Annotated in this window: 12 protein-coding genes and 1 tRNA gene; 3 read left to right on the forward strand and 10 right to left on the reverse strand. The window is 59.7% G+C overall.

The features are described from left to right. Nucleotides 1-9 precede the first annotated feature (9 nt). The 7 genes from GJW30_RS15030 to GJW30_RS15060 all read right to left on the reverse strand — a co-directional run bounded on the left by GJW30_RS15030 (nucleotide 10) and on the right by GJW30_RS15060 (nucleotide 7,018). Nucleotides 10-1,014 (reverse strand): DNA polymerase III subunit delta', encoded by a 1,005-nt coding sequence (locus GJW30_RS15030; protein WP_096356699.1) that lies wholly within the window; start codon nucleotides 1,012-1,014, stop codon nucleotides 10-12. Next, nucleotides 1,011-1,670: a dTMP kinase gene (tmk, locus tag GJW30_RS15035; RefSeq protein WP_096356701.1), complete on the reverse strand. Its 660-nt coding sequence runs from the start codon at nucleotides 1,668-1,670 to the stop codon at nucleotides 1,011-1,013. The genes GJW30_RS15030 and tmk overlap by 4 nt, the downstream gene beginning before the upstream one ends. A gap of 7 nt (nucleotides 1,671-1,677) precedes the next feature. Next, on the reverse strand, nucleotides 1,678-2,865 hold the full coding sequence (locus GJW30_RS15040; protein ID WP_096356703.1) for a D-alanyl-D-alanine carboxypeptidase family protein: 1,188 nt from the start codon (nucleotides 2,863-2,865) through the stop codon (nucleotides 1,678-1,680). A gap of 100 nt (nucleotides 2,866-2,965) precedes the next feature. Then, a complete protein-coding gene (locus tag GJW30_RS15045) occupies nucleotides 2,966-3,712 on the reverse strand; it encodes a septal ring lytic transglycosylase RlpA family protein (protein WP_172887642.1) in 747 nt (248 codons plus the stop codon). A 415-nt stretch (nucleotides 3,713-4,127) separates the two neighbouring features. After that, nucleotides 4,128-4,706 (reverse strand): outer membrane protein, encoded by a 579-nt coding sequence (locus GJW30_RS15050; protein ID WP_096356707.1) that lies wholly within the window; start codon nucleotides 4,704-4,706, stop codon nucleotides 4,128-4,130. Between the two features lie 167 nt (nucleotides 4,707-4,873). Next, nucleotides 4,874-5,599 (reverse strand): outer membrane protein, encoded by a 726-nt coding sequence (locus GJW30_RS15055; RefSeq protein WP_096356709.1) that lies wholly within the window; start codon nucleotides 5,597-5,599, stop codon nucleotides 4,874-4,876. Nucleotides 5,600-5,803: 204 nt separating this feature from the next. Next, nucleotides 5,804-7,018, reverse strand: a complete 1,215-nt coding sequence (locus GJW30_RS15060) for an ABC transporter substrate-binding protein (protein WP_096358856.1) — start codon at nucleotides 7,016-7,018, stop codon at nucleotides 5,804-5,806. Nucleotides 7,019-7,222: 204 nt separating this feature from the next. Between GJW30_RS15060 and GJW30_RS15065 the strand changes: the two genes are divergently transcribed. From GJW30_RS15065 to GJW30_RS15075, 3 genes are all read left to right on the forward strand, one after another. Continuing rightward, nucleotides 7,223-8,431, forward strand: coding sequence for a sensor domain-containing diguanylate cyclase (locus tag GJW30_RS15065; protein WP_096356711.1), 1,209 nt, complete (start codon nucleotides 7,223-7,225; stop codon nucleotides 8,429-8,431). 51 nt (nucleotides 8,432-8,482) lie between these two features. Continuing rightward, a tRNA-Ser gene (locus GJW30_RS15070) sits at nucleotides 8,483-8,572 on the forward strand. Between the two features lie 329 nt (nucleotides 8,573-8,901). Beyond that, complete coding sequence (locus GJW30_RS15075) at nucleotides 8,902-9,375, forward strand: calcium-binding protein (RefSeq protein WP_130364493.1); 474 nt, start codon at nucleotides 8,902-8,904, stop codon at nucleotides 9,373-9,375. Between the two features lie 97 nt (nucleotides 9,376-9,472). On the opposite strand, the gene GJW30_RS15080 is transcribed toward GJW30_RS15075, so the two are convergent. The 3 genes from GJW30_RS15080 to GJW30_RS15090 all read right to left on the reverse strand — a co-directional run bounded on the left by GJW30_RS15080 (nucleotide 9,473) and on the right by GJW30_RS15090 (nucleotide 12,280). Continuing rightward, nucleotides 9,473-10,294: an outer membrane protein gene (locus tag GJW30_RS15080; protein WP_096356715.1), complete on the reverse strand. Its 822-nt coding sequence runs from the start codon at nucleotides 10,292-10,294 to the stop codon at nucleotides 9,473-9,475. A 261-nt stretch (nucleotides 10,295-10,555) separates the two neighbouring features. Continuing rightward, a complete protein-coding gene (locus GJW30_RS15085) occupies nucleotides 10,556-11,104 on the reverse strand; it encodes a hypothetical protein (protein ID WP_096356717.1) in 549 nt (182 codons plus the stop codon). A gap of 528 nt (nucleotides 11,105-11,632) precedes the next feature. Beyond that, entirely contained in the window at nucleotides 11,633-12,280 is a 648-nt protein-coding gene (locus GJW30_RS15090) for an outer membrane protein (protein ID WP_096356719.1), read from the reverse strand. Nucleotides 12,281-12,389 lie beyond the last annotated feature (109 nt).

Raw genomic sequence — 12,389 nt, forward strand, 5'->3', positions numbered from 1 at the left:
TCGCAGCGCCTAGCGCGCCGTCTCGGCCAGCAATCCAAACACGCTGAACACCAGCGGCTTACGGTCCAGATTGTAGATTTCGGCGTCCCGCGCGGCGCGCGTGACCTTGTCCCATACCTCCGCCACCTGTGCAAGGCGGTGAGGCTCGCCCGCCAAGGCCGAGAGGCGCGCCGAAAGCCAATCGCGCACCGTGTCGGTGAACGCGGCGAGGCGTTCCGAATCCGTGCCCGCCATCTCATCGCCGAGCGCATGAAGTGCTTCGGGCGGCACGGCCGGGAGACGTTCGAGCAGCGCACCGACTTTGTGACGCAGCGCGAGCGTATCGCCGTCGAGTAACGCCAGTGCGCGCCCGATGCTGCCGCCCGACGCCGACACTGCGTCTATCACCGAGCCGCCTTCGTTTTCGCCGAACGCCGCCACACCTTCGGCGACTTGCTCGTCGGTGAGCGGCCGCAACGTCAGCGAACGGCAACGTGAGCGGATCGTCGGTAAGAGTCGGCCTGGCGTTGCGCTGAGCAACAGAAACAGTCCGCGCGCCGGCGGTTCTTCGATAATCTTGAGCAGCGCATTGGTCGCTTGCGGAAACTGAAGCTCGTCGGCCGTATCGATAATGCAGACGCGCCATCCACCCTCACCCGCCGTCGAGCCGAAGAAGCTGTTCGTGCGGCGCACTTGATCGACCGTAATCACGGTGCGCAATTTGCCGTTGTCGCCTTCGGTGCGCTCCAGCACCAGCAGATCCGGATGCGCTTGCGCCGCGATGCGCCGCGCTGCCGGATTGTCATTATCGACGAAGAGGTCTTTCGCGCGCTGCGCCGCCGGCAAGCGCGGGTCGGGATGCGCGAGGACAAAACGGGCCATGCGATATGCGAGTGTCGCTTTGCCGATGCCTTCGGCGCCGGAAATCAGCCACGCATGCGGCATGCGCCCGGTGCGATACGCTGCGAGGAATTCTTCTTCGGCTTCACGATGACCGAAGAGATCGAAATTCTCGCGCGGCAGCGGCGCATTCATCGCGCCGCACCTGCCGTTGGAACGCCGAAGGCAAAGCGACTGGACACGATCGCCCAGACGAGATCCGACACCGACTTCGGATCGCCCTTTGCGTCAACGACGACACAGCGTTGCGGATCCCGGGTCGCCAACGCCCGATAGGCTTTGCGCAGCCGCTCATGAAACTCGATGGCTTCGCCTTCGAAGCGATCGACGCTGTCGGTGCCGCGGCGCGTCGCCGCGCGCGCGAGACCAACATCCGGCGGCAGGTCGAGAATGCACGTGAGGTTCGGCCGCGTCGGCCCGACGACGATGCGCTCGAGGCCGTCGATGATCTGCGGCGAAACTTTTCCGGCCGCGCCTTGATAGACCCGCGTCGAATCCGCGAAGCGATCGCAGATCACCCAAGCGCCGGACGCGAGCGCCGGACGTATCGTCGTCCGCAGATGGTCATCACGTGCCGCCGCGAACAAAAGCGCTTCGGCGTCGGGTCCCAGCGGCTGCGCGGCACCGGACAGGAGCACGTGCCGGATCGCTTCGGCTCCAGGCGATCCACCAGGCTCGCGCGTCACCACGACCTTGTAGCCGCGTTGAACGAGGCGATCAGCCAAAAGACGGCACTGGGTCGATTTGCCCGTCCCTTCCCCGCCCTCGAATGTGATGAAGCCGTTATTCATCGGCGCATCATATGCGCTTCACGCCCGCGCGGAACAAGCCGATGGCAAACTCACTGGCTGCATCGAGAGCCCGTTGGACCAGAGTTCCGGCCGGAACGCTCTCGCCGGCCTCCAGCGGTACCTCTAAGGATAGGTGATCGCCGCGCCAAACCTTCACGACGCCGATCCGCTGACCCTTCTCGACGGGCGCTTTGACGGGGCCCGAATAGACGATTTTGGCGCTCACCTTCTCATTGGCGCCACGCTGAAGCAGCAGCTTGACCACCGAGGTTGCGACCACATTCACGGAGCCTTGCGTTCCGCCATAGACCTTCACCTCGCCGACCGTATCCGCGACACGGAACAGTTCGCGCGATTCGAAGCCCCGGAAACCGAATTCGAGAATCTTGCGAGCCTCGTCCGAACGATCTTTCGCGGTCTTCAATCCATTCACGACGACGATCAGCCGCAAACCGTTCTGCACGGCCGAACCGACGAGGCCGTACCCGGCGTCACTCGTGTATCCGGTCTTCAATCCATCGGCGCCGATGCCGAGCGCGAGCAGCGGATTGCGGTTTTGTTGTTTGATCTTGTTCCAGGTGAATTCGCGCTCGCTGTAGAGCGGATAGAATTCCGGATATTCGCGGATGAGATGCCGCGCGAGCCGCGACAGATCGCGGGCCGTCACTTTCATGGCGGGATCCGGCAGGCCGGTCGAATTCGCGAAGTTGGACTTCGTCAGCCCGATCTCTTGCGCGCGCTTGTTCATCGCGGTGGCGAAGGTCGGCTCGTTGCCCGACATCGCTTCGGCGAGCGCGATACAGGCGTCGTTGCCGGATTGGATCACCATGCTGCGGATGAGATCGTGCACCTTCACGCGGCTGTTGAGCTGCGCGTACATCGTCGAGCCACCGGACGGCGCGCCGCCTTTGCGCCACGCATTCTCGCTGATCGTGACTTCGTCTTCGAGGGTGAGCCGTTTCTGTTTGATGGCTTGAAAGACGACCTCAGCCGTCATTAGCTTCGCCATGCTCGACGGGAACATCGGCTGGTCGGCGCTCTTCTCGAAAAGCACCGCGCCGCTTTCGGCTTCGATGAGAATCGCGAACGGCGCCGCGGTTTGGAATTCTTCCTTCTTCGGCGGCGGCTGCTGAGCGGAAGCTGGAGCAAGCGCGAACGAAACGATCGCCGCAACGAGAAGGGCGCACGAGCGCATAGCTCGCGGAGCGCCCCCAGTGTTGCCTCGGCACACGATCATGATCCGCTATTCCCCTCTCCGTATCGTATGCGGTCGAGCGGCCGGATCAATGGGGACCTCAGTACAATCCCCTGCCTGCCGAAACGCCTGTCCCGTAGGGCCGGTCCAAAATCGCGCGGATATCGCGCGGATTGAACTTCTCTTCTTCGACCTCGGTGATCGTGCTCGTGCGCCGCACGCTCACGCGCTCTTGAACCTCCGGCACGAACGGCTTAGCGGCCGCGATGCGAACTTGGCTCGGTGCCGGCGCCGGGCGGCCATCGGTGACGGTCGCGAGCAGACGGCGATCGTCGGAGCCTTCGAGCGGTGCCGGCCCGACATACTCGACGCGCACCCGCGAGATGCCGTGCCCGCGGAACTGGAGCAGCTCAGCAGCTTTCGACGAAAGGTCGATGACGCGGTCGTGGTGGTACGGTCCGCGATCGTTGACGCGGACGATCAGCGATCGGCCGGATTTGAGATTCGTGACGCGCGCATAACTTGGCATCGGCATCGTCGGATGCGCGGCCGAGATCGCATGCATGTCATAGACTTCGCCGTTGGCCGTCAGCCGGCCGTGGAAGTCGTCGCCGTACCAGGAGGCGACGCCTTCGCTACGGTGCGGGCGATCGGACGGAACGTAAGTGCGGCCCGCGATGACATAGGGACGGCCGACGCGATACGTGCCGCCGCCCTTTGGAACAGGCTGACCCGGCTCTACAACGCGTGCACTGGCTGAGACGCCGTATTTGCTGGGGCTGAAGCCGCGGCTTTTGCTGGTCGTTCCGGCGCAGTTGGCCAGCAGAACGCTGACGCCACCAAGCATCACCAAGAGCACCGCACTGCGCCGCCCTGCTCCAGTCACCAATTGCCGCATCGATCAAACCTTCTTGCCGCGCTCGAGAAGCGCGCTGTTCTGCGCGTCAGAAGAGCCTGGACAAGGTGTCCGATCCGTAAACTTTTAGGTTTTCGATTGGTGGTTGGTTAACGGCGCTTTGCCCACAGCGGCAGCCGCAATCCGATGAATTGCGTCAAATGAAACGGAACCTTCACGGTTGCGGCGCATTGTTTGCGCAAGTGAGGCTGACCGCGGATGTAACGGCCGCCTCCCAAGAAGCCCCGCCCGGAAACGATGGCGGGGTTTCGCGTTTCTGGACGCTGCCCAAGTTAAGACAAGACAAGCAAAACCCGCCCCGGCTGCTAGGCCGAGGCGGGCTTTCTCATTTCAGGCCGACTAGCGGTTAGTACGAAGCGACGATCGGCGCTGCCGGGAAGCGATAGTTCACGCCCAGCCGGACGACTGAGAAGTCAGCCGCGCGACCTTCCAGATCGACATACAGATACTCGACCTTCGTCGACCAGTTCGGCGCGAAAGCGTATTCGAGACCGCCACCGACGGCGTAACCCGAGCGCGTGTCCTTCAGCGCGCCAAGTTCAGTGCGACCCCAAGCATAACCGCCCGTGCCGTAAACCAGCGCGTTATCGAAAGCGTAGCCTACGCGGCCACGGACAGTGCCCCAGAGATTCGTCGTAACAGCGCCCGACTTGATATCGGCGCCCTGCACGTCAGCCTCGAGGCCGAAAACGAAGTTCGGCGAGAACTGGAAGTTGTAACCGATCTGGCCACCACCGGTGACGCCGTCAGCATCGAAGCGGCCCCAGCCGTAACCGATGTTGCCACCGACGTAGAAACCGTTCCAGGCCGTGACCGGGACAGCAACAGCGGCCGGAGCCTTATAAACCGGGCGACCAAGATCGGCAGCGATGGCGGGCGTGAAGGCAGTCGTCGCCAGCATGGCGACCAAGAGAATCTTCTTCATCAAAATGATCCAATCAATAAACTCGAAGTATGCGGTTATCTGTAACGCCGGATTGGTTAAGCCGCTATGACCGTAGTGCAACACCTCTTCAGAATGGTAACCGCAACGCACAAAAAACGCCCCGGCCCTGCGGCCGAGGCGTTTCTTAGAAGGACTGTTTCGCTCGATTAGTACGAAGCAACGATCGGTGCGCCGCCGAAGCGGTAGTTCACGCCGAGGCGCAGGAGGTGGAAGTCGTGCTTGATCGTGAGCGCAGCAGGAGCGGCCAGGCCGAGGTCAAGGTACGGCTCGCTGCCGAGGTTGACGTAGAGATATTCAGCCTTAGCCGACCAGTTCGGAGCGAAGGCGTATTCGAGACCGCCACCCACTGTCCAACCCGAGTGGGTCTTTGTGACTGTCGCATTGCCGAGCGCACCGGCGTCAAGGAACACGCTGTTGCGGCCCCAAGCGTAACCGCCGGTTGCGTACCAGAGAGCGTTACCCATCGCGTAGCCGAGGCGGCCGCGCGCCGTACCGAACACCGTCGTTTCCGAGCCGACCGAGAGGGCGCCGAGGACGCCAAGGTTCGCCGTAACCGACGATTCGATGCTGCCGCCCTGCACGTCAGCCTCAACACCGAACACCCAGTTCGGCGAGAACTGCCAGTTGTAACCGATTTGACCGCCGCCGAAGCCACCGCGCGAGGTGAGCGACAGCGAGCCATCGATCCCGGTGATGCGAGCGGTGTGGTCGCCGGCTGCGATGCCGCCGTTCACGCCGATATAGAAGCCGTTCCAGGTCATGTACGATTCGACCATCGCCGGTGCCTTGTAGACCGGGCGGCCAAGATCGGCGGCCTGCGCACTGGTCAAAGCAGTCGTTGCGAGGAAGGCGGTGACGAGAAGCTTTTTCATTTTTGTTGTCCCGAGCGAGTTGATGCCCTGGAATTACTCTAGGCCATACAGACTGAATAGTGCATTTGCGCAACACTGAGTTGCAACTGCAACAAATGCGAGTGTCGCCGGTAATTCTTGGTCAACAGAGTGTGATCAAAGGGGAATTCCGGGACTTGCCAGACGCCATAAGCCCGCCCGACATGGGCCGGTGTGACCTAGACGTTACTTTTGTATCAGCGGACATTCACTGTCCGACAGCGGACGAAACGCCTGTTCTGCAGGGATTCGCGCGACGACCTTCATGAGATCCCATTCCCCACTCGATTCGTCCGGGCGTTTCGCCTCAAGCAAGTACATATCCCGCATCATCCGCCCATCTTCTCGGATGGTCCCGTTCTTCGTCATGAAATCATTCACGGGAAGCCGGCGCATAGCTGTGAGCACCTTCTGCGTGTCGTCCGTTCCCGCCTCCTTGACCGCCTTCAGGTAATGAACTGCGGCACTATAAATGCCCGCCTGCATCATCGTCGGCGGCTTGCCGTGCTTCGCTTGGAAACGCTTGGCGAACGCGCGCGTCTCATCGTTCTGATCCCAATAGTAAGCCTCGGTGAAAAGAAGGCCCTGAGCGTCCTTGAGACCCAAAGCGCGGATATTGGTGAGCGAGACGAGCAGCCCCGCCATCTTCTGGCCCGCTGCCATGATCCCAAACTCGCGCGCCTGCTTCATCGAATTGATCGTGTCGGTTCCTGCATTGGCGAGACCGATGACCTTCGCCTTGGACGCCTGGGCTTGCAGGAGGAATGACGAGAAGTCGTTCGTGTTCAGTGGCGCCTTCGCGCTTCCGAGCACTTTTCCGCCGAGTTTCTGCACAACACCGCCCGCATCCTTCTCTAGCGAATGGCCGAACGCATAATCGGCCGTCACGAAATACCAGCTGTCTCCTCCCGCCTTCGTGACCGCGGTCGCCGTACCGTTGGCGAGCGCGTATGTGTCGTAAACCCAATGCATTCCGGTCGGCGAACAGGCCTTGCCTGTGAGTTCTGTCGTGCCCGCGGACGTCGCGATGGTGATTTTGTTCTTCTCGCGCCCGACGTTCTGCACCGCGATGCCGACTGCGGAAGATCCAAGTCCTAGAATGACATCGACCTTCTCGAGATCGTACCAGCGGCGGGCGAGCGTCAATCCGACGTCCGTCTTGTTCTGCATGTCGCCATCGACGATCTCGATCGGCTTGCCAAGAACCATCCCACCAAAGTCCTCGATCGCAAGCTTCGTCGCGACGACGTCTCCAGGACCCTGCTGATCAGCGAATGGGCCGGACATGTCTGCCATCACGGCAATTTTGACGACATCGTCCGAGACTTGAGCGGCAACCTCTAGCGAAGCGAACGCAATGACCGTGCTCGCCAATGCGACTGAACGGATTAGGCCTTTCATCAGAACGTCCTCCGGTCCTGCGTTCTTATGCGTCGCAGGTTGAGGAGTGAGCGTATCGGGCATCTGCTGCTCGTGGAAGGGCAACTGAAGATTGTGTCAACTCAATCGATCCAAGTTGATGCATATCGCGCCGGAAGGCTTAAGCGGTGCAGCGCAATATCGCCCGGTTTCGCAGTGGCCGAATTTCTCATCGAGTTTTGACGAATGATGCAATCGATTGGCCGTCGGCTGGGAGGATCCGACAAGGATCTGCCGCCCTGGGTGCAGCGTCAGCTTCTCACCTATAGCTTCGCCAAAAAGCGCACCTTGATGTTCAGCATAATCGCCTCTTCGACGATTGCATTCGCGGCGATTGTCATGACTCAAGCGCTGTGGGCGTACGCTTGGCTTGCCCTTGAGCTATTCTTCGGCTGCTTTCGATGGATCAACGTTGCGCGATATGACGCGCATGAAAAGCGCGGCCAAAGAGGCGATGCCGAGACGCCCCTTGTGTTCAGCCTGATTTGGATCGCTTGCTTGTCTTGTGCTCTTGTAGTCGGGGTCACAACCGGCGACGTGCCGCTAATTTTGCTCCTCGGCACCGCCGCATCAGCCCTCGTTGGCGCGCTGTCATCGCGCAACGCGGGAACACCACGCTATACGATCGCGGCGATCATCATAACGACCGTGCCCTACTCGCTCGCACTCGCAATATCGCCGCTGCCTTACGCTCTAATTCTCCCGCTTCCGCTTATGTTGACAACCGTCGGGATGATTTCCGTGATGCGAGATAATTACAACGGGCTTGTGACTCTCTTCACGGCGCAATACGAAAATGCGCGTCTTGCTCAGTCCGACCCACTCACGGGTTTGTCGAACCGAGCTCAAGAACGCGAGCAGTTGAACGCCATCTTGAAGGAAGCCGAGAACGCGGTTGGCGTAGCCGCAGAGGTGCAGGTTCTTTACCTCGACCTTGACGGCTTCAAACAGGTCAATGACCACCACGGTCACGCGGCGGGCGACAGCGCACTTCAACTCGTTGCAAAACGGCTGCGCGAGAATGTCCGTGCGGTTGACGTTGTCGCTCGCATTGGAGGCGACGAGTTCGTCATCATACTGCCGCAGACGAGCGTTGACGTGGCGACCCAAATATCGCGCCGCATTATTGCTCGGATCTCGGAGCCCTACGAGATTGGCATCGGGAAGCCCGTCCGCCTCGGAGTCAGTATCGGCGGAGCCTCCTACCCAATCGATGGGCGCTCGCCCGATGACCTGCTCGCCAGCGCAGATACCGCGCTTTACGCAGCTAAGCGCCAAGGTGCGGGCCGGCATGTTTGGGCGAACATTCATCCGGTCGCGTCGCCAACCTTAGCGCCGGGCGGAAACGGCGTTCTTGGCGCAGGCGAGAGGAGCGTCGCAGACCCCATTCACTGACGAGAGTTGACGATCCGCCATTCCGTGATGCATGGGTTCAGCACTCTAAGTGGAAGGGTGGCCGAGTGGTTTAAGGCAGCGGTCTTGAAAACCGCCGGGGGTGCAAGCCTCCCGTGGGTTCGAATCCCACCCCTTCCGCCATTCAAATAACTCAACGTATTGATATAATTGAATTTTTGTCTTCACTCACAAACTTGGCCCTAATTCTAGCCCCAACTTCGGCGTCAACTGAAGGTCACCACGCGCCTTCGGGTTCACTCCAAGAGCGCTAGTCGCTCTTCACAAAGATCGGATCAAAGCCAGCACGCGACCGCTGCGAGTTTCGGCCAAGAAGCGTACGTCAGCCGCCGTTGTTTGGGAGTGCTTTGATCTTCCGGAAAGAATTTCCGAGGCGCGTGTCCGATATCTCCAATCGATCTCGTCTCTGCATATGACGGCCCAAGGGGGCCAGCAGCAGAGGACTCAACACGATGTCTATTCGTTATGGAAATATGTGGATGGCTACGTCCACCGACTCGTCGATCAGCACCACCAACGCAGGTGAGATGGTTTTCGACAACGCGAATAGCCTCTTCATCTCGACCTACGGCGGCAACGATCAGATCTATCTCGGTGGTGGCTGGGACAACGTCTGGGCTGGCGCCGGCCACGACACAATCGTCTTCAACGCAAGAAACCAACATGGCCAAGTGAGCGGTCAGGGTGATGCAGACACCTTCATCATCAAAGATAGCTTTTCAGGCCACATGACTATCAGCGACTTCAGCAGCGCTCAGGGCGATCACATATCGTTCGAAAAGGGCGTTGTGAACTGGCACCAAGAATCGCTAAGCGGTGGCCGCTTTGGGATGGTCCACGAGTTTGCCGACGGAAGTTCAGTCACTGTCGTCGGCCAGAGCTATTGGAGCCTCTATCAGGACATGGCGCACGGGTTCATCGCCTAGCAACGTCGCACTTGGTGAACGGTAGCGTCCAAACGCAAACCCCGCCTCGGCGTTAGCCGAAGCGGGGTTGTGCGTATCAAACTGAGGCTTGGAAGGATCAGTAAGACGCCACGATCGGAGCACCACCAAAGCGCCAGTTGATGCCGGCGCGAACGATGTGACCCGAATTGTCGAAGCGGCTGTTGTATCCGGTGGCGGCTCCGCCGCTGCCCGGAACAAGCGCGACATTTACGTTTTCGCGGCCCAGATCATAATACAGGTACTCGAGCTTCACGCTCCAGTTGGCCGCAAGCGCTTGTTCCACGCCGCCGCCAACCGTGTAACCAGTGCGGATGCGATCGCGGCCGCCGTCGAACTGGACTACCGCGCCGTTAGCACCCGTGAACGACGCACTGTTGTTCACGCCGCCGTAAGCGAAACCGCCTGTGACGTAGAGCAAAGTTGCACCCCACGAATAGCCCAGACGGCCGCGAACCGTGCCGAGGTATTCAAGTTCCTGACGGAACGTGTTCTGCAGGTTCGGCGCGAGGCCCGGCGCAAGACCAGTGGTCGTGATCGTGCGAGTTTCGTGGAAATCGGTGTAGGCGATGTCGGCTTCAATGCCGTACACCCAATTTCCGGCCTGCATGTTGTAGCCCATCTGCACGCCGCCGGTGAAACCGTTCGGGTTCATGCCGACTGTGCCGGGGCGAGCGCCGCCGTTGACGTTTGCGATGTTGGCGAGCGACTGACCAGTTGTGCGAACGTCCTGATCGCTCCAGCCATAACCGGCATTCGCGCCGATGTAGAAGCCATTCCACATCATGTAAGGAGCAGCGACTGCGATCGGTGCCTTATAAACGGGGCGACCGAGGTCGGCCGCGTGTGCGCCCGTCAGTGCGGTCGATGCGAGGAAAGTAACTGCCAAAAGCTTTTTCATAATCTCGGTCCCGGTTGGTGTTGAACCGACCGTAGAGGAGCTGGCAGTCAGCGATAGTGCAGACCAGCAACACAAAGCTGGAAGGCGACAATTTGAGATTGATTGTCAGCACCGTGGTTTCCGACGCGTTAATCTGGCGGGCTTTTCCACCTATGACATCGGCAGCGGTACGCCTGCTCTTCGCCATGCGGTCAGCCATCTTGAACCAGACGTGAGGCTGACCAAGACGAGCCGTTCTGGCCGTTGCTTAACGCCACCCGCTCAGTTGGCGCACGCCTTCTGAATGTTTGCTATAGCGGCCTCAGCCTGTGGTATCGGCAACGGGCTTTGATGGTAAATCCATGCACTGTCCCCAGTACAAAACGTCCCGCTCTGCGAGCTAGAGCTAACACAGAAACCGTCTTTAATCTCGAGATCTAACGTTGGCTCATTGGGCGTCGATCTCGGCTTAGCCAACCCAGTTAATTTCGTGAAATCGAAAACGGCGTCTTCCCGGAAAACCTCTTGATCTCTTGCGGTGATGACGACCTCAATCGTCACTTGGCATTTGTCAGTTACAAACGCCGAAATACGAGCGTCGTGTTCATCTGAGATGCCGGTAGGCGCTTTGACCTTGAGGCGCGAACGAAGCGTGTAAGGGTTGTCTGAAGCCCTCGCTAAAACGGACGCGTGGTAAGCGCTGTTTTCCGGCATCGACGTGCCGTCCACCGCTCCATGGATTATCGCAACGGCATCAGCCGCCACATCTGCCAACGCAGCGATTGGAAAGAGATACGTGATGAAAGCGAAGCTTGCGACGGTATTGTTCATTGGTGCTTCAGGTACCGAGTTTTTGGAAGATCACTGAGGAAACGAAGAAGGCGAGGTTCTCCGGACCAGGTCTGCCTCCACCACGCCCCGCTCTCCGAAACGTTCATGAGCAAGTCGGCAAGCATCCTGTGGGCTGAGATCGACCCGCTGTGAGCCAGATGCATCGGCCTCAATGCCGAGATGCAAAAGCAAGCGATCGTACTGAGAGAAGGGTAGAAATTGCCGGACAGAATCCAGGCTACGTATGTTGAATACGGTAACGGTCGATGCACACATTTTCACAAGCGTAAGCGCTTCGATCCGATTGTCGATCCACGTTTCTCGTGTGCTTTGAGCTAGCCCTGATGTGAGCGAAAGCGTCAATGCAGCGACCAAAACTATATAATGCATACAGATTCGTTCGGACTGAGAGTGTTCGTGCTTGACTGACTGAAAAGCGCCGATCCCGCTGTCTTTAGCTACCGTACAAAAGAAATCGCCTCGACCGTTAAGCCGAGGCGACTCGCGTCAAGCTGAGGCTTGGAAGGATCAGTAAGACGCTACAATCGGTGCGCCGCCGAAGCGGTAGTTGATGCCGGCGCGAACCGTGTGGAAGTCCGAACGAGCCGTCGTTGCGAAGGCGTCGTAGGTCTCACGGCCGAGGTCAACGTAAAGATACTCGATCTTAGCCGACCAGTTCGGAGCGAAAGCGTATTCCATACCGCCACCGAAGGTGTAGCCGGTGTGCGTGCGCGTCTGCGACAGAGCGCCGAGCGTCAGCTCGTTGCGGCCATAAGCGAAACCGCCGGTGCCGTACAGGAGGACGTTGTTCCAGGCGTAGCCGAGACGACCACGAACCGTGCCCCACATGTGGACGTTCGTGTTGATGCCGGCAAAGCTCGACTCAATGTTCGCGCCCTGGAGGTCGGCTTCAACACCGAACACCCAATTCGGCGACCACTGCCAGTTGTAGCCGATCTGGCCACCACCGGAGAAACCGTCGATGTCCGAACGCGTGCCAGCGACGCGATCACGGCCCCAGCTGTAACCAGCGTTGGCGCCGATGTAGAAGCCGTTCCACGTCATGTACGGCTCAACCATCGGCGCGGCTTTGTAAACAGGACGACCGAGGTCGGCGGCGTGTGCGCTCGTCAAAGCGGTCGTTGCGAAGAATGCTGCTGCAAGAAACTTTTTCATCGGCTCAGTCCTAATGGAGAATCACTAGCCTAAGCTAACCGGGAGCGCCTGAACAAATAGTGTAAGCGGGCAACAGTGCTCCGAAACGCGCTCCTCGCTGTGCGGGCCA

It is taken from the genome of Variibacter gotjawalensis (assembly GCF_002355335.1).
GTDB lineage: Bacteria > Pseudomonadota > Alphaproteobacteria > Rhizobiales > Xanthobacteraceae > Variibacter > Variibacter gotjawalensis.

What these genes read in the sequence shown, in the direction of transcription:
- GJW30_RS15030 (WP_096356699.1), bottom strand. Translation starts at nt 1,014, where the DNA reads ATGAATGCGCCGCTGCCGCGCGAGAATTTCGATCTCTTCGGTCATCGT.
- GJW30_RS15050 (WP_096356707.1), bottom strand. Translation starts at nt 4,706, where the DNA reads ATGAAGAAGATTCTCTTGGTCGCCATGCTGGCGACGACTGCCTTCACG.
- GJW30_RS15055 (WP_096356709.1), bottom strand. Translation starts at nt 5,599, where the DNA reads ATGAAAAAGCTTCTCGTCACCGCCTTCCTCGCAACGACTGCTTTGACC.
- GJW30_RS15040 (WP_096356703.1), bottom strand. Translation starts at nt 2,865, where the DNA reads ATGCGCTCGTGCGCCCTTCTCGTTGCGGCGATCGTTTCGTTCGCGCTT.
- GJW30_RS15075 (WP_130364493.1), top strand. Translation starts at nt 8,902, where the DNA reads ATGTCTATTCGTTATGGAAATATGTGGATGGCTACGTCCACCGACTCG.
- GJW30_RS15045 (WP_172887642.1), bottom strand. Translation starts at nt 3,712, where the DNA reads ATGCTTGGTGGCGTCAGCGTTCTGCTGGCCAACTGCGCCGGAACGACC.
- GJW30_RS15060 (WP_096358856.1), bottom strand. Translation starts at nt 7,018, where the DNA reads ATGAAAGGCCTAATCCGTTCAGTCGCATTGGCGAGCACGGTCATTGCG.
- tmk (WP_096356701.1), bottom strand. Translation starts at nt 1,670, where the DNA reads ATGAATAACGGCTTCATCACATTCGAGGGCGGGGAAGGGACGGGCAAA.
- GJW30_RS15065 (WP_096356711.1), top strand. Translation starts at nt 7,223, where the DNA reads ATGATGCAATCGATTGGCCGTCGGCTGGGAGGATCCGACAAGGATCTG.
- GJW30_RS15085 (WP_096356717.1), bottom strand. Translation starts at nt 11,104, where the DNA reads ATGAACAATACCGTCGCAAGCTTCGCTTTCATCACGTATCTCTTTCCA.
- GJW30_RS15090 (WP_096356719.1), bottom strand. Translation starts at nt 12,280, where the DNA reads ATGAAAAAGTTTCTTGCAGCAGCATTCTTCGCAACGACCGCTTTGACG.
- GJW30_RS15080 (WP_096356715.1), bottom strand. Translation starts at nt 10,294, where the DNA reads ATGAAAAAGCTTTTGGCAGTTACTTTCCTCGCATCGACCGCACTGACG.